25 protein-coding genes are annotated in these 23,321 nt (G+C 73.6%); 16 read left to right on the top strand and 9 right to left on the bottom strand.

Translation table 11 applies throughout. The features are described from left to right. Positions 1-50 precede the first annotated feature (50 nt). The 5 genes from IH09_RS05345 (at position 51) to IH09_RS05325 (ending at position 6,110) form a co-directional block, all read left to right on the top strand. A complete protein-coding gene (locus tag IH09_RS05345) occupies positions 51-1,178 on the top strand; it encodes an alpha/beta hydrolase (protein ID WP_052854543.1) in 1,128 nt (375 codons plus the stop codon). Between the two features lie 203 nt (positions 1,179-1,381). Beyond that, positions 1,382-2,842 carry a hypothetical protein gene (locus tag IH09_RS05340; RefSeq protein ID WP_094795499.1) on the top strand — a complete coding sequence of 487 codons (1,461 nt, stop codon included), beginning with the start codon at positions 1,382-1,384 and terminating at the stop codon, positions 2,840-2,842. Between the two features lie 229 nt (positions 2,843-3,071). Continuing rightward, entirely contained in the window at positions 3,072-4,670 is a 1,599-nt protein-coding gene (locus tag IH09_RS05335; protein ID WP_052854541.1) for an ABC-F family ATP-binding cassette domain-containing protein, read from the top strand. 323 nt (positions 4,671-4,993) lie between these two features. Further along, the gene (locus IH09_RS05330) at positions 4,994-5,215 is read left to right on the top strand and encodes a helix-turn-helix domain-containing protein (RefSeq protein ID WP_052854540.1); all 222 of its coding nucleotides are present in this window, start codon (positions 4,994-4,996) and stop codon (positions 5,213-5,215) included. A 115-nt stretch (positions 5,216-5,330) separates the two neighbouring features. Next, positions 5,331-6,110, top strand: a complete 780-nt coding sequence (locus IH09_RS05325; protein WP_052854539.1) for an enoyl-CoA hydratase/isomerase family protein — start codon at positions 5,331-5,333, stop codon at positions 6,108-6,110. A gap of 59 nt (positions 6,111-6,169) precedes the next feature. Here IH09_RS05325 and IH09_RS05320 read toward each other — a convergent pair whose 3' ends face one another. Continuing rightward, positions 6,170-7,156: a hypothetical protein gene (locus tag IH09_RS05320; RefSeq protein ID WP_318279391.1), complete on the bottom strand. Its 987-nt coding sequence runs from the start codon at positions 7,154-7,156 to the stop codon at positions 6,170-6,172. A gap of 220 nt (positions 7,157-7,376) precedes the next feature. Here IH09_RS05320 and IH09_RS05315 point away from each other — a divergent pair, with 220 nt between their 5' ends. Genes IH09_RS05315 through amaP form a run of 5 tightly spaced genes read left to right on the top strand, consistent with a single transcriptional unit; the run spans position 7,377 to position 9,767 of the window. After that, positions 7,377-7,841 carry an Asp23/Gls24 family envelope stress response protein gene (locus IH09_RS05315; protein WP_052854538.1) on the top strand — a complete coding sequence of 155 codons (465 nt, stop codon included), beginning with the start codon at positions 7,377-7,379 and terminating at the stop codon, positions 7,839-7,841. A 56-nt stretch (positions 7,842-7,897) separates the two neighbouring features. Further along, positions 7,898-8,098: a hypothetical protein gene (locus IH09_RS05310; protein ID WP_052854537.1), complete on the top strand. Its 201-nt coding sequence runs from the start codon at positions 7,898-7,900 to the stop codon at positions 8,096-8,098. A gap of 6 nt (positions 8,099-8,104) precedes the next feature. Next, positions 8,105-8,497 (top strand): Asp23/Gls24 family envelope stress response protein, encoded by a 393-nt coding sequence (locus IH09_RS05305; RefSeq protein ID WP_052854536.1) that lies wholly within the window; start codon positions 8,105-8,107, stop codon positions 8,495-8,497. Then, complete coding sequence (locus IH09_RS05300) at positions 8,494-9,156, top strand: DUF6286 domain-containing protein (RefSeq protein ID WP_052854535.1); 663 nt, start codon at positions 8,494-8,496, stop codon at positions 9,154-9,156. Before IH09_RS05305 ends, IH09_RS05300 begins: the two co-directional genes overlap by 4 nt. A gap of 5 nt (positions 9,157-9,161) precedes the next feature. Next, positions 9,162-9,767: an alkaline shock response membrane anchor protein AmaP gene (amaP, locus tag IH09_RS05295; RefSeq protein ID WP_052854534.1), complete on the top strand. Its 606-nt coding sequence runs from the start codon at positions 9,162-9,164 to the stop codon at positions 9,765-9,767. Between the two features lie 236 nt (positions 9,768-10,003). Here amaP and IH09_RS05290 read toward each other — a convergent pair whose 3' ends face one another. The 5 genes from IH09_RS05290 to IH09_RS05270 form a co-directional block, all read right to left on the bottom strand. Continuing rightward, positions 10,004-10,759: an SDR family oxidoreductase gene (locus tag IH09_RS05290; RefSeq protein WP_052854533.1), complete on the bottom strand. Its 756-nt coding sequence runs from the start codon at positions 10,757-10,759 to the stop codon at positions 10,004-10,006. Between the two features lie 4 nt (positions 10,760-10,763). Beyond that, the gene (locus IH09_RS05285) at positions 10,764-12,548 is read right to left on the bottom strand and encodes a glycoside hydrolase family 15 protein (protein WP_052854532.1); all 1,785 of its coding nucleotides are present in this window, start codon (positions 12,546-12,548) and stop codon (positions 10,764-10,766) included. A gap of 56 nt (positions 12,549-12,604) precedes the next feature. After that, entirely contained in the window at positions 12,605-13,438 is an 834-nt protein-coding gene (locus IH09_RS05280) for an SURF1 family cytochrome oxidase biogenesis protein (protein ID WP_052855070.1), read from the bottom strand. Positions 13,439-13,521: 83 nt separating this feature from the next. Beyond that, positions 13,522-13,755: a hypothetical protein gene (locus IH09_RS05275; protein ID WP_052854531.1), complete on the bottom strand. Its 234-nt coding sequence runs from the start codon at positions 13,753-13,755 to the stop codon at positions 13,522-13,524. Positions 13,756-13,818: 63 nt separating this feature from the next. Beyond that, positions 13,819-14,862 carry a DEDDh family exonuclease gene (locus IH09_RS05270; protein WP_404827231.1) on the bottom strand — a complete coding sequence of 348 codons (1,044 nt, stop codon included), beginning with the start codon at positions 14,860-14,862 and terminating at the stop codon, positions 13,819-13,821. Between the two features lie 202 nt (positions 14,863-15,064). Here IH09_RS05270 and IH09_RS05265 point away from each other — a divergent pair, with 202 nt between their 5' ends. Continuing rightward, entirely contained in the window at positions 15,065-16,036 is a 972-nt protein-coding gene (locus IH09_RS05265; RefSeq protein WP_240151071.1) for a sterol desaturase family protein, read from the top strand. Then, positions 16,033-16,821: a lysoplasmalogenase family protein gene (locus tag IH09_RS05260; protein WP_052854530.1), complete on the top strand. Its 789-nt coding sequence runs from the start codon at positions 16,033-16,035 to the stop codon at positions 16,819-16,821. Before IH09_RS05265 ends, IH09_RS05260 begins: the two co-directional genes overlap by 4 nt. A gap of 176 nt (positions 16,822-16,997) precedes the next feature. On the opposite strand, the gene IH09_RS05255 is transcribed toward IH09_RS05260, so the two are convergent. Beyond that, on the bottom strand, positions 16,998-18,503 hold the full coding sequence (locus tag IH09_RS05255) for a S8 family serine peptidase (protein ID WP_052854529.1): 1,506 nt from the start codon (positions 18,501-18,503) through the stop codon (positions 16,998-17,000). Between the two features lie 331 nt (positions 18,504-18,834). Here IH09_RS05255 and IH09_RS05250 point away from each other — a divergent pair, with 331 nt between their 5' ends. The 3 genes from IH09_RS05250 (at position 18,835) to moaA (ending at position 21,977) form a co-directional block, all read left to right on the top strand. Next, positions 18,835-19,206 (top strand): DUF485 domain-containing protein, encoded by a 372-nt coding sequence (locus IH09_RS05250; protein WP_404827230.1) that lies wholly within the window; start codon positions 18,835-18,837, stop codon positions 19,204-19,206. Then, the gene (locus IH09_RS05245; RefSeq protein ID WP_052854528.1) at positions 19,203-20,840 is read left to right on the top strand and encodes a solute symporter family protein; all 1,638 of its coding nucleotides are present in this window, start codon (positions 19,203-19,205) and stop codon (positions 20,838-20,840) included. Before IH09_RS05250 ends, IH09_RS05245 begins: the two co-directional genes overlap by 4 nt. Positions 20,841-20,987: 147 nt before the next feature. Beyond that, positions 20,988-21,977, top strand: a complete 990-nt coding sequence (gene moaA / locus IH09_RS05240) for a GTP 3',8-cyclase MoaA (protein ID WP_052854527.1) — start codon at positions 20,988-20,990, stop codon at positions 21,975-21,977. A gap of 10 nt (positions 21,978-21,987) precedes the next feature. On the opposite strand, the gene IH09_RS05235 is transcribed toward moaA, so the two are convergent. Both IH09_RS05235 and IH09_RS05230 read right to left on the bottom strand, forming a co-directional pair. After that, on the bottom strand, positions 21,988-22,233 hold the full coding sequence (locus IH09_RS05235) for a hypothetical protein (protein ID WP_052854526.1): 246 nt from the start codon (positions 22,231-22,233) through the stop codon (positions 21,988-21,990). Between the two features lie 197 nt (positions 22,234-22,430). Then, positions 22,431-22,805, bottom strand: a complete 375-nt coding sequence (locus IH09_RS05230) for a DUF3099 domain-containing protein (RefSeq protein ID WP_052854525.1) — start codon at positions 22,803-22,805, stop codon at positions 22,431-22,433. Positions 22,806-23,025: 220 nt separating this feature from the next. Here IH09_RS05230 and IH09_RS05225 point away from each other — a divergent pair, with 220 nt between their 5' ends. After that, positions 23,026-23,304, top strand: coding sequence for a GlsB/YeaQ/YmgE family stress response membrane protein (locus IH09_RS05225; RefSeq protein WP_052854524.1), 279 nt, complete (start codon positions 23,026-23,028; stop codon positions 23,302-23,304). The last annotated feature ends 17 nt before the right edge of the window (positions 23,305-23,321 follow it).

Raw genomic sequence — 23,321 nt, 5'->3', positions numbered from 1 at the left:
GCCGCCGCCGCCCGCTGGCCGCGCCCGACGGCCCCGAGCACACTGGGGAGGTGCGCCTGGGGACCGTGGCGGCCGTGGCCGCCACCACTGTGATCGGTGCCGGCGCGGCCGCGGTGGCGGTCGGCCGGTACGCCGGCGACATCGCCCTGAAACCCTCGCCCGACCACCCGCTGCCCGGCGACCCCCGCCTCACGGTGCACTCCGCCACCGACGAACGGATCACCCTCACCCGCAGCCTCGTCTCCCTGCGGCCCGGCACCTACGGGCTCACGGGCGCCGGCTGCCACGCGGTGGTCGGCCCCGTCGTCCGGGACACCCCGCACGCCGCCGACGCGGTCGTCCGCCGCCTGGAGCGGGTCACCCACGGCGTCCTCACCCCGGGCGCCCGGATGCGGCTGACCCCGCAGGTGTACATCGGCAACCCGCGCGACGCCCTCGGCATCGACTGCGCCGACGTGGACATCCCCGGCGAACTGGGCGCCCTCCCGGCGTGGTTCGTGCCCGGCGTCCGCGACACCTGGGTGATCACCACACACGGCCTCGGCACCACCCGGGAGCACCCGATGGTGATCATGCCGTTCCTCCGGCGCCACCGGCTCCCGGTCCTCGACCTCGCCCACCGCAACGACATCGGCGCCCCGCAGACCGCCGACGGCTTCCACCACCTCGGCGACGCCGAGTGGCGCGATCTGGACGCCGCGATCCGCTACGCGATCCGCTACGGCGCCCGCGACGTCATCCTGCACGGCTGGTCCACCGGCGCGACCATGGCGCTGCGCGCCGCGACCCACTCCGCGCTGCGGGCCCGGATCAGCGGGCTCGTCCTGGACTCCCCGGTCCTCGACCGGCACGCCACGGTCCGCGCGCTGGCCGCCGCCCGGGGGGTGCCGCGCGCCCTGCTGCCGTTGGTCGTACGCGCCGCCGAGGGCGCCACCGGGCTGCCCGTCGACCGGCCGGCGGACGCCGCCGACCCGGCCGCGCTGACCGTCCCCACCCTGCTCTTCCACGGCCCGGACGACATCCTCGCCCCCTGGGAGGCGTCCCGGGCCTTCGCCGCCCGGCGCACCGAACTGATCACCCTGCGCCCGGTGCCGCACGCCCCGCACGCCGCGATGTGGAACGCCGACCCGGCCGGCTACGAGGAAGCCCTCCGCCGCTTCCTGATCCCCCTCATGTAGCCGCCCGGCCCGGCCGGGGCCCGCGACACCGGCCCGAAAGGGGTCCGCAACGCCCCGGGCGGCCCCGCCGCCCCGGTGGCGCGCAGGCGTCCAAGGGGACAACTCCGCACATCAGGGATGGGTCGCCGGGGTGGCGCGCCCCGGGGAAAGCACAACCCGGGTTCCGATTGGGCTTTCGGGCCGCCAGCGGCAAGACTGCTCCCGTGACGTCCCGTACTCCGCGCGACTCCCGGCTCCGAATCGTCCCCCGCCAACCGATTGCCGCCGCCCGCCGGGCGGTGAGCACCAGGGTCACCCGCCCGGCCCCGCGCCCGCCCGAGGGCACCCCGCCGCCCGCGGAACTGGCGCGGCAGGCGCGCGCCGTCCTGGCCGGCGCGGCCCGCCTGGCCCGCTGGGCCGAAAGCGCCGGCGGCCCGGACGCCGGTCTGCGGGCCGGATCCGACGGGGCGCTGCCGGCGGCCGCGGTCGAACGCGCGGCGCGGGCGCTGGAGCTGACCCCGCGGCGGGTCCGTGCCGACTGGGACCGGGCCCGGCTCTCCGGGCTCATCGAACTGCACGGCGGCGTCGCCCGCCCCGGCTGGCGGCTGCGCGCCTGGGACCGCGACGACACGGCCGCCCTGCGCGGCTGGGTCGCGCTCTTCGACGCCTGGTCGCTGGCGCGCGCCACACCGCCCGGCGCCGGACCGGCGCTCGTCGCCGAAGTCGTCGAGGCGGTACCGCAGTTGCTCTCGCTGCTGCATCTGTCGGCCGGGCCGGTACGGCTGCCGGTCCTGCTGGACATGCTCGACCAGCGCGTCACCGAGCTGCGCACGGAACGCTGCGAGGTCCCCAGCGGCCCGGCACCGGCCGCCCGGCCGCCGGCGCCCGGACCGGCCGTCCACGCCGCCGACGAGGCGGTGAGCGACGCCGCGGGGGCGTCGCTGACCGAGCTCCTCGGCTGGGCGCTGGACGCCCTCACGGCCGTCGGCGCGCTCGTCCCGCGCGCGGGCACGGACACCGCCGCCGAGGACGGGCCCGAGGCGCAGCTCACACCCCTCGGCAACTGGTCGGTGTGGGTCAAGCTGGAGCAGATCTGCGTCGCCGCCCAGAGCCCGGCCGGCCATATCGAACAGTCCGCGGAGGCGATGCTGCGCGGCTGCGCCCGGCTCACCCCGGGCCCGGCCCGCGCCGAGTACCGCGCCTGGCTCGCCGCCCGCTCCGTCGGCGCCGCCGTCGAGGAGCTGCTGACCGTCGCCCGCGGCGAGGACGCGCTGCTGCGCGGGCTGGCCTTCGAGGCGCTGCGCGCGGTCGGCGCACCGGCCGAGCCCGCCGTGCGCGCCGTGTCCGACGAGCCGGGGCTGCGGCCGTACGCCCTGCTGTGGCTGGTCGAGCACGAGGGCGGCGACCCGGAGACCGCGCCCGATGTGCTCACCCGCGAGGAATCGACCTGGCTGTGGGTGGACACCGCGGCGGCCGTCGCCGACCACGGCGAGATCCAGCTGCTGGTCCGCCACCTCGACTCGGCGGTCCAGGGCTCCGTACCGCGGCTCCTGGAGGAGGTGCGTGCCGTCGGTCACCCCCGCACCGTGCAGGTGCTGGTCGCGCTGGCCGCCGCGCACCCCGACCCGGCGCTCGCCAAGGCCGTGCGCCGGGCGGCGTTCCAGGTCCACACGGGCGGCGTCTGACCCGGGCGGACCACGGCGCCCACCGCGCCGGCGGGGCCGCGCCGTACGGCGTACCCCCGCCGGCCGCCGCCTGCGGCAGCCGTCCGGAAAAGCTGCTTGCCCGGAAAAAGTGCTTGCACAACACCGTTAGACTGCCCGTATGGCAGTTCTCCTCTGGGTTCATTAGACGGCGTAGACCGCTCTCGGACCGTCCGTCCAACCCGCCGTCTTCCTGCCCTGGAGTTTCCCCGTGATCACCGCTTCCGGCCTTGAGCTGCGCGCCGGCGCCCGCATCCTCATCGAGTCCGCGTCCTTCCGTGTCGCCAAGGGCGACCGCATCGGCCTGGTCGGCCGCAACGGCGCCGGCAAGACCACCCTGACCAAGGTGCTCGCGGGCGAGGGCATCCCCGCCGCCGGCACGGTCACCCGCTCGGGCGACATCGGCTATCTGCCGCAGGACCCGCGCACCGGCGACCTGGACGTCCTGGCCCGCGACCGCATCCTCTCCGCCCGCGACCTGGACTCGGTGCTCCGCAAGATGCGGGAGAACGAGGACCGGATGGCCAACGGCAAGGGCGCCACCCGCGACAAGGCGATGAAGAAGTACGAGCGCCTGGAGACCGAGTTCCTGACCAAGGGCGGTTACGCGGCGGAGGCGGAGGCCGCGACCATCGCCGCCAGCCTCGGACTGCCCGACCGCATCCTCGGCCAGCCCCTGCACACCCTCTCCGGCGGTCAGCGGCGCCGCGTCGAGCTGGCCCGGATCCTCTTCTCGGACTCCGACACCCTGCTCCTCGACGAGCCCACCAACCACCTCGACGCCGACTCCATCGTCTGGCTGCGCGACTACCTCAAGACCTACCGAGGCGGCTTCATCGTCATCTCGCACGACGCCGACCTGGTCGAGACCGTCGTCAACAAGGTCTTCTACCTCGACGCCAACCGCTCGCACATCGACGTCTACAACATGGGCTGGAAGCTCTACCAGCAGCAGCGCGAGGCCGACGAGAAGCGCCGCAAGCGCGAGCGGGCGAACGCCGAGAAGAAGGCCGCGCAGCTCCACACCCAGGCCGACAAGATGCGGGCCAAGGCGACCAAGACCGTCGCGGCCCAGAACATGGCCAAGCGCGCCGACAAGCTGCTCTCCGGACTGGAGGCGGTACGCGCCGCCGACAAGGTCGCCAAGCTGCGCTTCCCGGACCCGGCACCGTGCGGCAAGACGCCGCTGACCGCCGAGGGCCTGTCCAAGTCCTACGGCTCGCTGGAGATCTTCACCGACGTCGATCTGGCCATCGACAAGGGCTCCCGGGTCGTCATCCTGGGCCTCAACGGCGCGGGCAAGACCACCCTGCTGCGGCTGCTCGGCGGCGTCGAGGATCCGGACACCGGCGAGGTCCGTCCCGGCCACGGCCTCAAGCTCGGCTACTACGCCCAGGAGCACGAGACGCTGGACCCGGACCGCACGGTCCTGGAGAACATGCGCTCGGCCGCCCCGGACATGGACCTGGTCGCCATCCGCAAGACGCTGGGCTCCTTCCTCTTCTCGGGCGACGACGTCGACAAGCCCGCCGGGGTGCTCTCCGGCGGTGAGAAGACCCGGCTCGCCCTGGCGACGCTGGTGGTCTCCTCCGCCAATGTGCTGCTCCTGGACGAGCCGACGAACAACCTCGACCCGGCCAGCCGCGAGGAGATCCTCGGCGCGCTGCACACCTTCACCGGCGCGGTGGTCCTGGTGACGCACGACGAAGGCGCGGTGGACGCCCTCCAGCCGGAGCGCATCATCCTGCTGCCCGACGGCGTCGAGGACCTCTGGGGTCCGGACTACGCGGACCTGGTGGCCCTGGCCTGATCAAGACTGTCTGGATCATTCGGCCGACGCGTGATCCATCATCTGAGTGAGAGTGGCTCGTACACCGGCGAGCCTGCGAGGGAAAGACCGGGCCCGGCGGCCCGGTCTTTCCCTTTTCCGCCGCATACCCCCTGACCTGCCGGTTTTCGGAGCGCGCGGGGCGCGGACGGTCCGTAGGGCCGGGTGGAGGAGGGAATTCCGGGAGCCGTGACCCCGCGCGGAAGGGCAAAGGATGTCCTACGGACCTTGCTGAATGGGTGGCCAGGAAGCCGGGGAGGGGTGATCATGAGAGTCCAGAGCGCACTTCCCACGAGGAGGCACGGGTGGCCGAGACTCTGAAGAAGGGCAGCCGGGTAACCGGCGCCGCGCGCGAGAAGCTCGCGGCAGACCTCAAGAAGAAGTACGACTCCGGTGCGAGCATCCGGGCGCTGGCCGATGAGACCGGCCGCTCCTATGGGTTCGTCCACCGGATGCTCAGTGAATCCGGCGTGGTCCTGCGTGGCCGTGGCGGAGCAACGAGGGGCAAGAAGGCCGCCTCGGCCTGACGACCGCACTTCCGGGTAGCGACGGTGTCCCCCCGGTCGGCCGAGCCGCCGACCGGGAGGTTACCGTTCAGTCACTTTCGCACGCAGGTGCGGCTGGCTGACTCGGAGGCGCCTCATGACTCTGCTCGACAAGGACGGTGTGCGGCTCACCGTGGACGACGCGATCGCCACGGTGACCCTCACCAACGCGGCCAAGCGCAACGCGCAGTCGCCGGCCATGTGGCGGGCGTTGGCCGAGACGGGTTCGCTGCTGCCGGGAAACGTCCGGATCGTGGTGCTGCGCGGCGAGGGCAAGTCCTTCTCCGCGGGCCTCGACCGGCAGGCGTTCACGCCCGAAGGCTTCGACGGCGAGCCCTCGTTCCTCGATATGGCGCGGGGGACGGACAGTGAACTGGACGCCGTGATCGCCGAGTACCAGGAAGCGTTCACCTGGTGGCGGCGCACCGATCTGGTGTCCATCGCCGCGGTGCAGGGGCACGCCATCGGTGCGGGCTTCCAGCTCGCCCTCGCCTGCGATCTGCGGGTCTGCGCGCAGGACGCGCAGTTCGCCATGCGGGAGACCAGCCTGGGCCTGGTGCCCGATCTGACCGGCACCCATCCCCTCGTCGGGCTCGTCGGCTACGCCCGCGCCCTGGAGATCTGCGCCACCGGGCGCTTCGTGCACGCCGAGGAGGCCGAGCGGGTCGGGCTGGCCAACCTCGTGGTGCCCGCCGGTGAACTCGACGGCGCGGTGGCCGATCTGGCGGCCGCGCTCACCGCCGCGCCCCGGGACGCCGTCATCGAGACCAAGGCCCTGCTGGCCGGTGCGGCGGGCCGTACCTACGAGGAGCAGCGCACCGCCGAGCGGGCCGCCCAGGCGCGCCGGCTGCGCGACCTCGCGGGCCTGGGGGAGTAGCTCCCGCACCGCGGCCGCGGCGCCGGGCTTCTCCCGCCGGGTGCCGCAGCTCGGTGCCGTCAGCCGCGCGCCACGGCGGTGACCAGCACGGCGACCGTCTCCGGGCCGGGCTCCACGGCCGCCACCGCCGCCCGTACGGCGCGGGCGACGTCCAGCGGGCGGTGCCCGGCCGCGGTCGCCAGCTGCAGCAGCGCATGCCCGTCGGCGAGCCGGACCGGACGGGACGGTGCGCCGAGCGCCGCTGCGAGGCGGGCCACACCGGGGACGGCCAGCGCCGCGGCGGCCAACGCGTCCGGCCCCTCCCGCGTCGCGCCCGTCCGGGCGTCCGCCGCGGGGCCCGGGGTGTCCGCGGTGTCCGGGGGAGCCGCTGTCGTCCCGGGCGCCGCCGGTCCGGCTGCTTCCGTCTGTCCGGCCCGGCTGGCCTCGTCCGGTCCGTGCGGCTCGTGCGGCCCCTCCCGCGTCGCGCCCGTCCGGCCGTCCGCCGCGGGGCCCGGAGTGTCCGCGGTGTCCGGGGGAGCCGCTGTCGTCGCGGGCGCCGCTGGTCCGGCTGCTTCCGTCTGTCCGGCTCGGCCGGCCTCGTCCGGTCCGTGCGGCTCGTGCGGCTCGTGCGGCTCGTGCGGCTCGTCCGGCTCCAGGAGTCCGTCGGCCCGTAGATCCACCGCGGCCACCAGCAGCCCCAGCTCCCGCTCCGCCGCGTCCAGCAGCGCCGTGCGGAGCCGGGCGGCGGTGGCGGGCAGCGGGCGGTCGGCGGTCGCCGCGAAGTCCGCCGTGATGCGCAGCGGGCCCGGCGGGAGCGCGCTCGGCGGTGCCGGTACCACCGGCCGCGGGGCGCTGCCGGGGTCCGCGACGGACAGCCGCAGGGCGCCGACGCGTACCCCGGCCAGTAGGGCGACCGCCGCGCGCAGGGCGTCCGCGGCCGCGCGCTCGGTGATCCAGGACCCGTCCGCGGGTCCGCCGAGCGGCAGGATCCGGCCGGTTCCGAACTGCTGCCGGGCGGTCCGCGCCAGCGCGTCGTGGACCGTCCGCGCCACCTTGTTCGCGGTCACCGCGTCGCCCCTTTCCCGGACCGTGCCCCCAGCCTGCCGCAGATCTGCCCGCGGAGCAGGGCGGATGCCGGCCGGCACCCCGCCCTGCACTCCGCTGCCGCATTTTCCCGGCGGACCAGGAGAACCGGCCCTACTGTGATAAACGGGAAAACAACGCCGAACTCCACCAAAGGGAACCAGGCGGACGGGCCGCTTCTCGCCCGGGAAAGGGTGAACGGTGATGAACGACAGCGCACCGGAGTCGGAAGGCGGGAAGCCGCTCGGCACCAGACGGGGCGGCGGCGACCCGGCGACCCGCGGGCGGACCACCATCGCCGACGGTGTCGTCGAGAAGATCGCCGGGCTCGCGGCCCGCGATGTCGCCGGCGTCCACACCATGGGCAGCGGTCTCGCCCGCACCCTCGGCGCGGTCCGCGACCGGGTGCCCGGCGGGGGCCGGTCGGCCACCGCGACGCGCGGGGTGAAGGCCGAGGTCGGCGAGGTGCAGACCGCGCTGGACCTGGAGATCGTGGTCGACTACGGCGTCTCCATCGCCGATGTCGCGCGGGACGTCCGGGAGAACGTCATCGCCGCCGTCGAACGGATGACGAGCCTGGAGGTCGTCGAGGTCAATATCGCGGTCAGCGACGTCAAGCTGCCCGACGAGGAGGACGAGGACGAGGAATCGGAGCCGCGGCTCCAGTGACCGGGCCCGTCCGCAGCGGTGGCGATCCGACCGGAGCGGTAGCGAAGGAGCGCACGATGAGCATGGCCGTGGTCGGCCTTCTGGCCGGTATGGCGCTGGGCTTCGCCGGGTACTTCGGCGGGTTCGGGGCCTTTGTCCTGGTGGCGGCGCTGGGCGCCATCGGGTTCGTGGCGGGCAGATTCCTCGACGGGGACCTGGAGCCCGGCGACTTCTTCCGTTCGCGCACGCGCGGCAGCGACCGCGACCGGCGGCGGTGAGGGCGGATGGCCACGGTGTCCCCGGCCGCCGCGGTCGCCGCCGTACCGGCGGGCGAGCGGGGCGCGACCCGCGTCGCCGACCGGGTGGTGGCGAAGATCGCCGCGGCGGCGGCGCGCGAGACGCTGCGCGCGGCGTCCCCAGGGGCCCCCACGGACGCGCACGCGACGGTGACCGTCCACCGCCGGGACGGCCGGCCGGATTTCGGCGAGGCCCGGGTCCGGGTGACCGTGGAACTGGGCTACCCCTGCGACATCGGCGCGCGGTGCGGTGAGGTGCGCCGCCGCGTCATCGAGCAGGTCACGGAGCTGGCGAACATGACGGTGCCCGAGGTCGCCGTGGAGGTCGAGCGGCTGCACTCGCCGCTGCTGGACGGCACGGACCGGGGACGGGTGCGATGAGCGACGACGCCGCCGGGCCCGTGGGCACCGGCCCGCCGCCCACCCTCGACAAGCCGGACGGCGGCGCGGACGGGCCGGCGCCGTCCGGGCCGGCGGATCCCCGTACGGCGGACGGCGGCCGGGCCGGACGGTTCTGGTCGGCCCGCCGGGTACCGGCCGTCCTCGTCTCCCTGGTGCTCTGCGGCGCGGCCGGACTGCTGCTCTACGACGTGGCCGCGGTGCGCGCCGGCCGCCCCGCGATGGCCTGGCGCCGGCGGCTCGCCCACGAACTGGCCACCCGTCACCTCGACGACCCCTGGGTGCTGGGCGGTGCGGCGGCCGCGCTGCTCATCGGGGTGTGGCTGATCGTGCTGGCCGTCACCCCCGGGCTGCGCGGGGTACTGCCGATGCGGCGCACCGCCCCGGACATCCGGGCCGGACTCGACCGGACGGCCGCCGCACTGGTGCTGCGCGACCGCGCCATGGAGGTCTCCGGGGTCCGGTCCGTACGGGTGTCCGTCGGCCGCCGCAGGGCCAGGGCACGGGCCGTCGCCCACTTCCGGGAGCTGGCGGAGGTCCGCGGCGATCTCGACGCGGTGCTCGGCGAGGGACTGCGGCAGCTGGGGCTGGCGCACCGGCTGGGCCTGTCCGTACACGTCCGGCGCCCGACGAAGAGGTGAGCGCGATGCGCGAGGTCCGCGGCACCGCCAACCGGATACTGCTCGGCCTGACCGGCGCGGTGCTGCTGGGGACCGGCGGCGCGGTGCTGCTGGGCGGGCTGGGCCTGCCCGCGGCCTGGCATCTCGGACTGCCCGGCGGCTGGCCCTGGACCGCGCCCGGCGACGTCCTGGTCCCCGCGCGCACCCGCACCCGCTGGACGGACAGCGGCTGGTGGTGGCCGGCGGTGATCGCCGCGCTCGCCGTGCTCGTGCTGCTCCTGCTGTGGTGGCTGCTGGCCCAGTTCCGCAGGCACCGGCTGCCCGAGGTCCTGGTCGACAGCGGCGACGGCGAGGGCGCCGTGGTCCGCGGCCGGGCGCTGGAGGACGTCCTCGCGGCCGAGACGGTGGCGCTGGAGGGCGTCGACCGGGCCGGGGTGGTGCTGACCGGCCGCCGGACGGCGCCGCGGCTGCGGGCCGTCCTGCTGCTCGCCCCGCACGCCGATCCGGGCACCGTCGTGCTGCGCCTGTCCGGCGAGGCGGTGGCGCGGGCGCGCCGTTCGGCGGGGCTCGACCGGCTACCGGCGCACGTCCGGCTGCGCGCCCGGGGGCACCGGGCGGAACGGGTCAGCTAGCGGGCTTCCGGCGGATCTCCGCGGCGTCGCGGTGCCCTGCGCGCCCTCCCCCGGCTTCCGCCGGGAGGTGTCCCCACGCGGCGTTGCCGAAGTGCCCCCGTAGCTCCGTCATGAAGACATCCCGGCGCCTTGCGATCGCACGCACCAGCACCGCTCCTTCCGCCACGGAGATCCGCCAGAAGCCCCCAGGCCACCGCGCCGGGCGGCCCCGCCCGGCGCGCCCGCCCGGCGGCGTGTCAGAACCCGTGCCCGGCGCCGCCGTCCACCGGCACCATCACCCCGGTGAGGTACGACGCGGCCGGCGACAGCAGGAACGCCGCGGTTCGGCCGAACTCCGCCGGCTCGCCGTAGCGGGCCAGCGCGATCGTCGCCGTGTTGCGGGCCCGGGAGCGCTCCGGATCGCCCGACAGGGCGTCGAGCTGGGCCATCCGGTCGGTGGCGATCCGGCCGGGCAGTAGGCCGACGACACGGATACCGCGCGGGCCCACCTCGTCGGACAGCGACTTCGCGAAGCCGGCGAGCCCCGGGCGCAGGCCGTTGGAGATGGTCAGCCCGGCGATCGGCTCGTGGACCGAGAGGGAGAGCACGAAGCCGATCACGCCGCCCTCGGTCAGTTCGGCGGCGGCCGTGCGGGCCAGCCGTACCGCGCCGAGGAAGACCGACTCGAAGGCCGACCGCCACTGTTCGTCGGTGTTGTCGGCGGCCGAGCCGGGCGCCGGACCGCCCACGCTGATCAGCACGCCGTCGAAGCGGCCGAACCGCTCGCGGGCGGTCGCGATCAGCCGCGCGGCGGCGTCCGGGTCGGCGTTGTCGGCCGCCACCCCGAGGGCGCGCTCGCCCAGTGTGGCGGCGGCCGCGAGCGCGCTCTGCTCGGTGCGTCCGGTGAGCACGACGTTGGCGCCGTCGGCGACCAGTTCGCGGGCGGTGGCGAAGCCGAGGCCGCGGGTCGCGCCGGTGAGGAGGTACGTCCGGTCCCTGAGTCCAAGATCCATGGCCCTAGTCTGCCTCCGCGTCGCCGAACAGCGCGAGGGCGGTCCCGACCAGACCGATATGGCTGAATGCCTGCGGGAAGTTGCCCAGTTGGCGCCGGGCGGCCGGGTCGTACTCCTCGGAGAGCAGTCCCACGTCGTTGCGGAGCGCGAGCAGCCGCTTGAACAGTGCGCGGGCCTCTTTGGGGCGGCCGGTCAGGTGCAGGGCGTCGGCGAGCCAGAACGAGCAGACCAGGAACGTGCCCTCGCCGCCCGGCAGCCCGTCGATGGAGCCGCCCTCGGTGCTGTAGCGGCGCACCAGCCCGTCGTGGGACAGCTCCCGGCGGACCGTGTCGACGGTCGAGACGACCCGCGGGTCGTCACCCGGCAGGAAACCGACCCGGGGGATCACCAGGGTCGCGGCGTCCAGGTCGGTGGAGCCGTAGGACTGGGTAAAGGTGCCGCGCGCGGCGTCGTAGCCGCGTTCGCAGACCTCGCGGTGGATGTCGTCGCGCATCGCCCGCCAGCGGTCGATGTCCCCGCGGGCCTTCGGATACGCCTCCAGTGCGCGGACCGCGCGGTCGGCGGCGACCCAGGCCATGACCTTGGAGTGCACGAAGTGCCGGCGCGGCCCGCGGATCTCCCACAGCCCCTCGTCCGGATCGCGCCAGGTGGACTCCAGGTAGTTCACCAGCGAGCGCTGGATGTTCCAGGCGTGCGGCTCCGACGGCAGCCCCGCCGTGCGCGCGATGTGGAAGGAGTCCAGCACCTCGCCGTAGACGTCGAGCTGGCGCTGGTCGACGGCGGCGTTGCCGATCCGTACGGGGACGGAATCGGCGTAGCCGGACAGCCACGGCAGCTCCGCCTCGGGCAGCCGCCGCTCGCCCGACAGCCCGTACATGATCTGGAGGTCGTCGGGGGCGCCGGCCACCGCGCGCAGCAGCCAGTCCCGCCAGGCGCCGGCCTCCTCCAGGTAGCCGGCGGAGAGCAGGGAATTCAGGGTGAGGCTGGCGTCGCGCAGCCAGCAGTAGCGGTAGTCCCAGTTGCGGACGCCGCCCAGCTCCTCGGGCAGCGAGGTGGTGGGGGCCGCGACGATGCCGCCGGTGGGCGCGTAGGTGAGGGCCTTGAGGGTGATCAGCGAACGGATCACGGCGCCGCGGTGCGGACCGTCGTAGCGGCACCGCGCGGACCATTCGCGCCAGTCGTCCAGAGTGCAGTCGAGGGCCTCGAACGGGTCGGTGGCGGGCGGGCGGGGCTTGTGCGAAGGGTGCCAGGTCAGGACGAAGGCGGCCCGCTCGCCCTCGGTGAGGGTGAAGTCCGAGCGGGTGCTGAAGTCCTTTCCGTACGTGGTGACTTGGGGTGGGGTGCGCAGCCACACCGAATCGGGGCCGGCGACCGCGACCCGGCAGCCCTTGGAGTGCCGCATCCAGGGCACCACCCGCCCGTAGTCGAACCGCAGCCGCAGCACACCGCGCATCTCGACGCTGCCGCTGATCCCCTCGGCGATCCGGACGATCTCGGGCGCGCGGTCGCGCTGCGGCATGAAGTCGGTGACCTTGACGGTGCCGGTGGGGGTCTGCCAGACGGTGTCCAGGACGAGCGAATCGCCGCGGTAGGAGCGCTCCGGGCGGGCGATCAAGGATGTCGGCGCCAGCTGCCAGTGGCCGTTGTCCCGGCTGCCGAGGAGGGCGGCGAAGCAGGCGCCGGAGTCGAAGCGGGGCAGACACAGCCAGTCGATGGAGCCGTCGCGGCAGACGAGTGCGGCGGTCTGGAGATCGCCGATGAGCGCGTAGTCCTCGATAAGTGGGTGCACTCAGCGCACCCTTCCCGCCGGGCGGGTCCGCTACGCGGTGGTAGCGGCTGTCCGGGCTACGGCCCGGCGGGCGCCGGTGCCACCGCCTCGGCGGCCTGCTCCGCCGCGTCGGTCCCGTCCGCCGCGGCCTCCTCGGCGGCGGCCGCCGCCCGGTCGCGGCGCTCGCGGCGGACCAGGATGAACCAGCCGACCGGCACGGCCGCCGCGAACAGCCACCACTGGATGGCGTACGCCATGTGCGGGCCGATGCTGTCGTGGTCGGGCGCGGGAACCAGCTCGGGCTTGCCGTCGGCCGCTTCGGGCCCGGTCTGCTCGATATAGCCGCCGAGCACCGGCCGGGCCAGCCGCTTCGCCTGCTCCGCGCTGCTGATCAGCATGACCTGGCGGTCCGGCAGGCCCTTGGTGTTCTTGATGCCGCTCTCGGCGCTGGTCTCGTCGGCCATCATCCGGCCGGTCACCATGACCGTGCCACGCGGGGCGGGCGGCACGTCGGGGTACTTGGTGAGATCGTTGCCGGCCGGGATCCAGCCGCGGTTGATCAGCACCGTTTCGCCGTTGCCGAGCAGCAGCGGCGTCAGGACGTAGGAGCCGATGCTCTGCTCGTCGGCGGCGGTGCGGCGGCGGACGACGACCTCGTGCGCGGTGTCGTACGTACCGGTGGCGGTGACCCGGCGCCACATGTCGTCGCGGGGCAGCGCGCGGCCGGGGGCGGTCAGGTCGGTGACCGGGACCGGGCGTGCGGCGAGGTTCGCCGCGATGAGCTGGTTCTGCGCGACCTTGTGCTCATGGCGGTGGAGCTGCCAGTAACCCAGCTTGATCATGACTGGGATCAGGACGAGTCCCACGAGGGTGAGGATCACCCACTGCCGGGACAACAGGAAGCGGTACACGGCTTCGACGGTACCCGGCGGGCGGTGGCCCCGGAGCACGGGGTCCGCCGGAGAGCCGGACCGCCCGCGGCGCGGCGGCGCGCTCAGACCCGGTCGACGATGCCGGTTCGCCCCTCCGAACGGGCGCAGTGCGCCCCGCAGAACCACTGCCCCTCGGCCTCGACGCCCTGGCCGATGATCTGGCACCGGCAGTGCTCACAGATCGGCGCCATGCGGTGGATCGCGCAGGAGAAGCAGTCGAAGACGTGAATCGCGCCCTGTGCGTGCACCTCGAACGTCATGCCGTAGTCGTTTCCGCAGACCTCACAACGTGCCATGCGCCACAGGGTGCGGGCGGGCCGGGTGCGGGGCGCGGCCCCGGCGCGCGTGTTGGGCGTGCTTCACCCGGAAGCAGGCGCCTGGTCCGCGGGGACCACGTCCCGCAGCAGCTGCATGAAGGCCGCCTCGTCGATCACGACCGTGCCGAACGACGCCGCCTTGGCGGTCTTGGAGGTCCGCGCGTCGGGGTCGTTGGTCACCAGCAGGCTGGTCAGCCGGGAGACGCTGGTGGCGATGTGCAGCCCGGCCTCGATCGCCCGGTCCTCCAGCAGCTCGCGGTCCACCGAGGTGTCACCCGAGAAGGCGACCCGCATCCCCTGGACGAGGCGCCCGCCGGTCTCGTAGCGCCCCGGGTTGGGGTACGGGCACGCGGGGCGCTTGCGGGCCGGCCGCCAGGAGGTGGGGCGGTACGCCGGCGCGGACCGGTGCTGCCGGGGCGCGGGGGAGTCCGACCACTCCGTCAGCGGCTGGCAGCCCAGCAGCGGCAGCCGCAGATTCTCCTGGGCGGCCCGCCGCAGGCTGGGGCGGAACGCCTCGGCCAGCACCCGGGCGTCGTCCAGGGCGTGGTGGGCGTGCTCCTGCACGACGCCGTAATGGGCCGCGAGGGACTCCAGCTTGTGGTTGGGCAGCGGCAGCCGCAGCTCCTTGGAGAGCGCGATCGTGCACAGCCGCTGGTGCACCGGGGCGGTGGCGTGGGCGCGGGCGTACTCGCGGGAGATCATCGACCAGTCGAACATCGCGTTGTGCGCGACCAGCACGCGGTCCGCGAGGCGCTCCGAGAGCTGCGGGACGATCTCCGGGAAGAGCGGGGCGTCGGCCAGCACCGCGCTGGTGAGGCCGTGGATCCAGACCGGGCCGGGATCGCGCTGCGGGTTGACGAGGGTGTACCAGTGGTCCTGGACCTCGCCGTGTGCGTCGAGTTGGTACACGGCGGCGGAGATGATCCGGTCGTCGCGGGCCAGGCCGGTGGTCTCCACGTCGACCACCGCGTACCCCTGGGGATACGCGGCGGGCCAGGGAGCCGGCGGTGTCTGCGGGCCCGGCTGCTGCCCGATCTTCGGCGTGATCGAGGGGGCTGCTGCCATACGGTCTTCGAGCATGGTCAATGAGGATACGGGCCGCCACTGACAGCCACCGAACCGCCGTCGGACGCCGGGCACCGCAGCCCCCGCCGGGCCGCGGGCCGGGGCCGCCGCCGAACCGCCCCCGCCGGCCTCCGCACCGCACCACACAGCTGACGGCGCGTCTCACATACTTCTCGGTAACAACCTCTAGCGGCGCCCCTGTTACCGCATTTATGGTGCGGGCATGCCGCATCTGCCCGATGTCGTCCTGTGGTCCGTACCCGCCTTTGTCCTGCTCACGGTGGTGGAGATGGTGAGCTGCCGCCTGCATCCGGACGAGGACGCGGCGGGCTACGACGCCCGGGACGCGGCCACCAGCGTCGGCATGGGGATCGGCAGCCTCGTCTTCGACGCGCTGTGGAAGATACCCATCGTGGTGATCTACACCGCGCTCTACGCACTCACCCCGCTGCGCATCCCCGTGCTGTGGTGGACGGTGCCGCTGATGCTGCTCGCGCAGGACTTCTTCTACTACTGGTCGCACCGCGGGCACCACGTCATCCGCATCCTGTGGGCCTGCCATGTGGTGCACCACTCCAGCCGGAAGTTCAACCTCACCACCGCGCTGCGCCAGCCGTGGACCACCTGGACCGTCTGGCCGTTCTATCTGCCGATGATCGCGCTCGGGGTGCATCCGGCGGCCGTCGCGTTCTGCTCGTCGGCGAACCTCGTCTACCAGTTCTGGGTGCACACCGAGCGGATCGGCAAGCTGCCCAGGCCCTTCGAGGCCGTCCTCAACACGCCCTCCCACCACCGCGTCCACCACGCCTCGCAGGGCGGCTACCTGGACCGCAACTTCGGCGGCATCCTGATCGTCTGGGACCGGATGTTCGGCTCGTTCGTGCCGGAGACCGAACGGCCGGTCTACGGCCTCACCAAGAACATCGACACCTTCAACCCGCTCCGGGTGGCCACCCACGAGTACGCCGCCATCGCGCGCGACCTGCGGGCCGCGGGGAGCTGGCGCGAGCGTGCCGGACGGGTGTTCCGCGGACCGGGCTGGCAGCCGGCGGCGGGCGGACCGCCGGAGGGTGCCGGCGCCCTCGCGGCGGCCGGCGACAGCTCCGGGCGCGGCGGGGGACGTTCCCGGGGCGCGCCGCGGGCGACCGCCGGGCGCGCGGGGAAGCGGGCCGGCGCGGGGGAGCGGGCCGCATGAGCGCACCACAGCCGCGGGCGCGCGCCGCGCGGGCGCTGCTCGTCGTGTGCGCCGTCGTGGCCGTCGCCCATCTCGTCGCCCTCCTGGTCCGCGCGGGCGCCGGGACGGCGGGCGGGCCCGGCGCCGTGGCCGACGCCGCCGTCCACCTCACCAAGCCCGCGCTGATGCCGCTGCTCGCCGGATACCTCCTCGTCCGCGGCGGCCCCCCGCTGCCCGCGGCCGGGCTGCTGTTCGGCTGCGGCGGCGACACCTTCCTCCAACTCGACGGCGACACCGCCTTCCTGGTGGGCATGGGCTCCTTCGCCGCCGGACACGTCTGCTATCTGACGCACTTCGTCCGGCGCGGGGCGCCCGCCTCCGCCGCCCTGGCCCGGCGCGGTTCGCCCGCGGCCGGCCGGCGGTCCCGTACGGCCGCGGCCGCCGTGGCGTACGCCGTCGCGCTGACCGCCACCGTCGCGCTGCTCTGGCCGGACCTGCCGCACGGGCTGCGCATCCCGGTGGCGGGGTACAGCCTGCTGCTCACCGCGATGGCCTTCGGCGCGCTCCGGGCCGGGCCGTGGGCCGCGCTCGGCGGGCTGCTCTTCCTGCTCTCGGACACCCTGCTCGCGACCGGGATCGCCGACTGGCCCCAGCTTCCCGTCCCGCAGTTCTGGGTCATGCTCACCTACACCGCGGCCCAGTCCGCGCTGGCCGTCGGCATCCTGCGGTCCGCCGCGACCGGTCCCCGGCCCCCGGTCCCCTCCCGTCCGGCGCCGGTGTACGGCGAGGCGGGTACGGCCGTCTGAGCCGGCCACCTGTCGCCGTCGCCGTCCGAGGTGGCCGCCGGTAAGGCTGTCCGGCGCGGACCGCGCTCGCCGCCCACCTGAGCCCGCGACGAGGGCCGACGCTCCGGCGGACCGGACCGGACCGGGCCGGAGCCCGGACCGGGCCGGACCGCGAACCGTCCGGCCCGGCGGGGGAGTTACTTCCGTACCGCGTTCAGCGCGTTGACGATGCCGTAGCCGAAGTGGCTGTTGACATGCTTCGTGCCGGTGCAGCTCGCGGTGCCCGTGGGGCAGCCCGGGTTGTCCGCCTGCTGCTTGAGCAGCCACTGGATCTCCTGCGGACCGGCCTTCGGGTGGACGCTCTTGAGCAGCGCCGCGACGCCCGCGACATGCGGCGACGCCATCGACGTGCCGGCCAGGTAGGCCCAGTCGCCGCCCGGCATCGTGGAGAGGATGTTGCCGTTCTTGGCGGGCAGCTCGGGCACCTGCGCCGAGTCACCGCCCGGCGCGGCCACATCGATCTGGCCCAGACCGTAGTTCGAGTAGCCCGACTTGAGCTGGTGCGAACCGGTCGCCGCGACCGTCACCGTGCCCGGCACCTGGGTGGGCACGTCCCAGCAGGTCTTCGGGCTGACGGAGCGGGTGACGGGGGTGGAGTCGTTGGGGCTGCCGGTGTCGACGACCTTGTCGGCGCCCAGGTCGAGGTTGGAGTTGCCCGCCGCGGCGACGTTGACCGCGCCCTTGCGCTGGGCGTACTTCGCGGCCCGGCCGACGGCGTCCAGGATGGCGGCCTGGTCGGCGTCATCCTTGCAGTTGAACATCCAGGGATCGACGTAGTAGCTGTTGTTGGTGACCTGCACACCGTGGTCGGCCGCGAAGACGAAGGCGCAGACGACGCTCTCGGCGTAGAACATGCGCGTCTTGGGCTCACTGACCTTGATGGCGGAGAACTTCACGCCCGGGGCGACACCCGCCACGCCGACGCCGTTGCGGGCCGCGGCGATGGTGCCCGCGACATGCGTGCCGTGGTAGTCGGTCTCCGGGTCGTAGGGGCGCCAGGCACCCTTGGACGTATCGGCCACCCCGCCCACGCAGTTGGCGGACTGCTTGGCCGAGAAGTTCGGCCGCAGGTCCGGGTGGGTGTCGTCCACGCCGGTGTCGATGACGGCGACGGTGACGTTCCGGCTGCCGGGGTTCACCTTCGCGGCCTTGTCGGCCTTGATCGCGGCGATGTCCCACTGGAGGGGCTCCAGCGGCTCCTTGCCGTTCGCCGCGGCGGCCGCGCCGGCCGCCTTGAGCTGGGCCTTGGGCAGCTCGACCTTCTGCGGTTTGCCGATGTCGGTGGTGCCCGTCGCCTTCATCGGCGCGGTGCGGGTGGCGCCCGCCGACTGCACGCCGTGCACGGTCCGGACGGCGGCCGCGAAGCCGGGGTTGGCCGAATGGACGACGATCACGCCTATCTGCTCATGGGCGGTGATCACCTTCCCCCCGGCCCTGGCGATCGCCTTCTTCACCTTGCCGACCGTGGCGTGACCGGGCGTGGTGTTCACGACGTACGAGAGCAGCGGGCCGTCGGCCGTCACCGCGGTGGCCTCCGGGGTCGCGGCGGTGGCCGCGTTCGGGAGGAAGCCGAGGGAAGCGGTCAGCGCCAGTCCGAGCGGTACGGCCAGCGCCCGCACCCGTCTGGATCGGAGATGTGCCATGGGTACTCCACCTCATCCGTGAGGCCGCCCGTGCGCGGGTCGCGCACGGGCGGCTGCATGACAGGTGAAGTTATCGGCGATCACCGGCGAACATCAATGGATTGGGGAGAAAACCCTTCAGAGACGGCGAATTGGCATGGACTGCGGCAGCTCCGCCGGCGGCCGGGGCGCCGCGGGCGCGGGTTCCCCGGGTGCTCCCCGGCCCGCCCCGGAATTCAGCCAACCGACCCCTGTCGCAGCGGTTCCGCCGGCCCTACGATGCGTGATCCACGTCACTTACCCGAGCTTTACCGGCGGGCTCGCCGCCGGCCGCCACCCCTCAGGAGACCCCGTGAGCACCGCACCGCCCGCCGACCCGGGACTGCCCGAGCCGTCCACAGATCCCGGTCCGCCCGGTCCGCCCGACTACGCCGCGGCCCAGTCGAGTCCGGAATTCGCCGAACTGCGCCGCTCCCACCGCTCGTTCGCCTTCCCGCTCACCGTCGCGTTCGTCCTCTGGTACCTCGGGTACGTCCTGCTGTCGAGCTACGCCGGCGGGTTCCTGGCCGTCCAGGTCTTCGGCCACGTCAACGTCGCCTTCCTGCTCGGCATCGCCCAGTTCGTCACGACCTTCCTCATCGCCTGGTGGTACGCGCGCCACGCCGCCACCCGGCTCGACCCCAAGGCCGAGGCCATCAAGTCCCGCCTGGAGGGCGACGCATGAACCCCGTACGGCAGTCCCTCGCCCTCCAGCTCGCGGCCGGCGGCGCGGGCGAGCACCGCACCCTGATCATCACGCTCTTCGCGGCCTTCGTCGCCGTCACCCTCGGCATCACCGTATGGGCCGGCCGGCAGACCCGGGGAGCGGAGGACTTCTACGCCGGGGGCCGGCAGTTCAGCGGCTTCCAGAACGGCCTGGCCATCTCCGGCGACTACATGTCCGCCGCGTCCTTCCTCGGCATCGCCGGAGCCATCGCGCTCTTCGGCTACGACGGCTTCCTCTACTCCATCGGCTTCCTCGTCGCCTGGCTCGTCGCGCTGCTGCTGGTCGCCGAACCGCTGCGCAACTCGGGCCGGTTCACCATGGGCGACGTCCTCGCCTACCGGATGCGCCGGCGCCCGGTCCGCACCGCCGCGGGCATCTCCACCATCGTCGTCTCGATCTTCTACCTGCTCGCCCAGATGGCCGGCGCGGGCGCCCTGGTCACCCTGCTCCTCGGCATCACCAGCGAGACGGGCAAGATCCTGGTCGTCGTCCTCGTCGGCATCGTGATGATCCTGTACGTCACCATCGGCGGTATGAAGGGGACGACCTGGGTCCAGATGGTCAAGGCGGTGCTGCTGATCGCCGGCACCCTGCTGATCACGTTCCTGGTGATGCTCAAGTTCCACTTCAACATCTCCGCGCTGCTCGGCGCCGCCGCCGAGAACAGCGGCAAGGGCGCCGCCTTCCTGGAGCCCGGTCTGAAGTACGGCGCCACCGCCACCTCGAAGATCGACTTCATCTCACTGGGCATCGCCCTCGTCCTGGGCACCGCCGGCCTGCCGCACATCCTCATCCGCTTCTACACGGTCCCCACGGCCAAGGCCGCCCGCAAGTCCGTGAACTGGGCGATCGGCATCATCGGCGTCTTCTACCTGATGACCATCGCGCTCGGCTTCGGCGCCGCCGCCCTCATCGCGCCCGGGACGATCACCGCCTCCAACAAGGCCGGCAACACCGCGGCCCCGCTGCTCGCCCAGGAGATCGGCGGCGGTGCGGGCTCCACCGGCGGCGCGATCCTGCTCGCCGTCATCTCGGCCGTGGCCTTCGCCACCATCCTCGCGGTGGTCGCCGGACTCACCCTGGCCTCGTCCTCGTCCTTCGCCCACGACCTGTACGTCAACGTCCTCCGCAAGGGCGCGGCCACCGAGAAGGAGGAGGTCCGGGCGGCCCGCTGGGCGACCGTCGGCATCGGCGCCGTCGCCATCGTCCTCGGTGTCTTCGCCCGCGGCCTGAACGTCGCGGGCCTGGTCGCGCTCGCCTTCGCGGTCGCCGCCTCCGCCAACCTTCCGACGCTCCTCTACAGCCTCTTCTGGAAGCGGTTCACCACCCCCGGCGCCCTGTGGTCCATCTACGGCGGGCTCATCTCCTCCGTCCTGCTGGTCCTCTTCTCACCGGTCGTCTCCGGCAAGGAGACCTCGATGTTCCCCGGCGCGGACTTCGCCGTCTTCCCGCTGGAGAACCCGGGACTGATCTCCATCCCGCTCGGCTTCCTGCTCGGCTGGCTGGGATCCCTGCTGTCCAAGGAGGAGCCGGACGCCGCGAAGTACGCCGAACTGGAGGTCCGCTCGCTCACCGGGACCGGCGCGCACTGAGCCGCCCCGCCGCCCGGGGCCGGGGTGCCGTCGTAGCCCGCCATGACGGCACCCCGGCTCACCCCGTGCTTCTTCGGCCCGCTCGCCGTCCGGCCCATCGCGTAGGCTCGAAGGGTACTGATCAGTCATTCCGGCGGAGGGGGCCCTGTGCTCATCGACACCTATGGTCGCGTTGCCACCGACCTGCGCGTCTCGCTGACCGACCGGTGCAATCTCCGCTGCACCTACTGCATGCCGGAAGAGGGCCTGCAATGGCTCGCCAAACCGGATCTGCTCAGCGACGACGAGATCGTCCGGCTCGTCCGCATCGCGGTGACCGACCTGGGCATCGAAGAGGTCCGCTTCACCGGCGGTGAACCGCTGCTCCGCCCCGGCCTGACCGGCATCGTCGAGCGCGTCGCCGCCCTCACCCCCCGCCCCCGGCTCTCCCTGACCACCAACGGCATCGGCCTGGCACGGACCGCCGACGCGCTGCGCGCCGCCGGCCTGGACCGCGTCAACGTCTCCCTGGACACCCTGCGGCCGGACGTCTTCCAGACCCTGACCCGCCGCAAGCGCCACGCCGATGTGCTGCGCGGCCTGGCGGCGGCCCGCGCCGCCGGTCTGACCCCGGTCAAGGTCAACACCGTCCTGATGCCGGGCCTCAACGACGACGAGGCCCCCGACCTCCTCGCCTGGGCGGTAGAGAACGACTACGAACTCCGCTTCATCGAGCAGATGCCGCTGGACGCCCAGCACGGCTGGCAGCGGGACGGCATGGTCACCGCCGGTGACATCCTCGCCTCGCTGCGGACCCGCTTCACGCTGACCCCCGAGGACTCGGCCGAACGCGGCTCCGCACCCGCCGAACGCTGGATCGTCGACGGCGGCCCGCACCGCGTCGGCGTCATCGCCTCCGTCACCCGCCCGTTCTGCCGGGCCTGCGACCGCACCCGCCTCACCGCCGACGGCCAGATCCGTACCTGCCTGTTCGCCACCGAGGAGACGGACCTGCGGGCCGCCCTGCGCTCGGACGCACCGGACGCGGAGATCGCCCGCCGCTGGAAGCTCGCGATGTGGGGCAAGAAGGCGGGATCCGGGCTGGACGATCCGGCCTTCCTCCAGCCCGAGCGTCCGATGTCCGCGATCGGCGGCTGAACTGCTCCGCTCAGCGGTCGGCGGCCGACGCCTCCCACTCCGCCAGCGTCACCACATCCTTCAAGAAGCCGCGCATCCCGAGGAATTGCGACAGATGCTCCCGGTGCTCCTCGCAGGCCAGCCAGGTCTTGCGGCGGTCCGGAGTGTGCAGCTTCGGGTTGTTCCAGGCCAGCACCCACACCGCGGCCGCACGGCAGCCCTTGGCGGAGCAGATGACGGCGCTCTCGGGGGAGTTCGGGGGATTCGGGGAGTTCACAGCCTCAACCCTACGTCCGCGGCGACCGCGGACATGACGACGCCGGGCAGCCACGGGGGGAGCCGCCCGGCGTCGGTCCGTCGCTCCGACGGGGGATGCGGAGCGCGTACGCAGTATGTCATGGGGGATGGTGACTGGTGCACCGGAACCACATGATTGATCTGAGCTTTTCTTGAGCCTTCGAGGCCGCGCGCGGCTCAGCCGCGGTCGCGCCCCGGGTCCGCGGTGCCCGCCTCCGCGGGCTTCACCCCGGATTCGGCCCGGTCGTCCGGGCCACCCGCCGGCAGCTCCGGCCGGGTCGGCGCCGCCACGAAGGTCGAGGGGAACGAAGGGACGTTCTCCCGGCCCGCGTTGGCGATGACGACCGCGATATAGGGAAGACCGAGGCCCAGCACCAGCGCCGCGATGGCGATGGGCCGCTCGACGTTCCACAGCACGACGGAGAGCACCACCGCCACCGTCCGCACCGCCATCGAGATCACGTAGCGGCGCTGCCGGCCCCGCACATCCTCGGACAGCCCCGTACGCGCTCCCGTGATCTGGAAGGCCCCGGTGCTGCGCTGCTTCCGCATCACGTTCCACCACCTGGTCAGTCGTGCCGGATTCTCCCCGGTTCCGGACACTTCCCACGGTACGCCGCGGCTGCGCCGCGTTCGAGACCGGGGCGTGCCACCGGACGACCGGGTCCGGCCGGACACCCGGTGGACGACCCGCTCCGGCGTGCGCCGTACCCGGTGCGGAGCGACACTGACGGGGCACGGTTCCCCGCACCGCCCCGCACGAGGAGGCGACATGAACTGGTTGTGGGCCGTCATCGTGGGCCTGATCCTCGGCCTGATCGCGAAGGCCATCCTCCCGGGCAAGCAGCAGATCCCGCTCTGGCTGACCGTGATCTTCGGCATGCTGGGCAGCGTCCTCGGCAACTGGCTGGCCACCGGCATCGGGGTGAACGACACCAAGGGCGTCGACTGGACCAGGCATCTGCTGCAACTGGTCGGTGCGATCGTCATCGTCGGCGTCGGCGACCGGCTCTGGGCGGTGCTCCGCGGCAAGAAGGGACACGCCGCCTGAGAGCGCGGGCACACCCG

It is taken from the genome of Streptomyces celluloflavus, from assembly GCA_000720995.1.
Lineage (GTDB): Bacteria > Actinomycetota > Actinomycetes > Streptomycetales > Streptomycetaceae > Streptomyces > Streptomyces celluloflavus.
The sequence above is the reverse complement of the archived record's forward strand: the minus strand, read 5'-3'. Positions and strand labels throughout refer to the sequence as shown.

Coding starts and splice junctions, on each gene's coding strand:
- amaP (WP_052854534.1), top strand. CDS start 9,162: ATGCGCGAGGTCCGCGGCACCGCCAACCGGATACTGCTCGGCCTGACC.
- IH09_RS05255 (WP_052854529.1), bottom strand. CDS start 18,503: ATGGCACATCTCCGATCCAGACGGGTGCGGGCGCTGGCCGTACCGCTC.
- IH09_RS05300 (WP_052854535.1), top strand. CDS start 8,494: ATGAGCGACGACGCCGCCGGGCCCGTGGGCACCGGCCCGCCGCCCACC.
- IH09_RS05310 (WP_052854537.1), top strand. CDS start 7,898: ATGAGCATGGCCGTGGTCGGCCTTCTGGCCGGTATGGCGCTGGGCTTC.
- IH09_RS05265 (WP_240151071.1), top strand. CDS start 15,065: ATGCCGCATCTGCCCGATGTCGTCCTGTGGTCCGTACCCGCCTTTGTC.
- IH09_RS05225 (WP_052854524.1), top strand. CDS start 23,026: ATGAACTGGTTGTGGGCCGTCATCGTGGGCCTGATCCTCGGCCTGATC.
- IH09_RS05290 (WP_052854533.1), bottom strand. CDS start 10,759: ATGGATCTTGGACTCAGGGACCGGACGTACCTCCTCACCGGCGCGACC.
- IH09_RS05230 (WP_052854525.1), bottom strand. CDS start 22,805: ATGCGGAAGCAGCGCAGCACCGGGGCCTTCCAGATCACGGGAGCGCGT.
- IH09_RS05325 (WP_052854539.1), top strand. CDS start 5,331: ATGACTCTGCTCGACAAGGACGGTGTGCGGCTCACCGTGGACGACGCG.
- IH09_RS05305 (WP_052854536.1), top strand. CDS start 8,105: ATGGCCACGGTGTCCCCGGCCGCCGCGGTCGCCGCCGTACCGGCGGGC.
- IH09_RS05315 (WP_052854538.1), top strand. CDS start 7,377: ATGAACGACAGCGCACCGGAGTCGGAAGGCGGGAAGCCGCTCGGCACC.
- IH09_RS05260 (WP_052854530.1), top strand. CDS start 16,033: ATGAGCGCACCACAGCCGCGGGCGCGCGCCGCGCGGGCGCTGCTCGTC.
- IH09_RS05245 (WP_052854528.1), top strand. CDS start 19,203: ATGAACCCCGTACGGCAGTCCCTCGCCCTCCAGCTCGCGGCCGGCGGC.
- IH09_RS05275 (WP_052854531.1), bottom strand. CDS start 13,755: ATGGCACGTTGTGAGGTCTGCGGAAACGACTACGGCATGACGTTCGAG.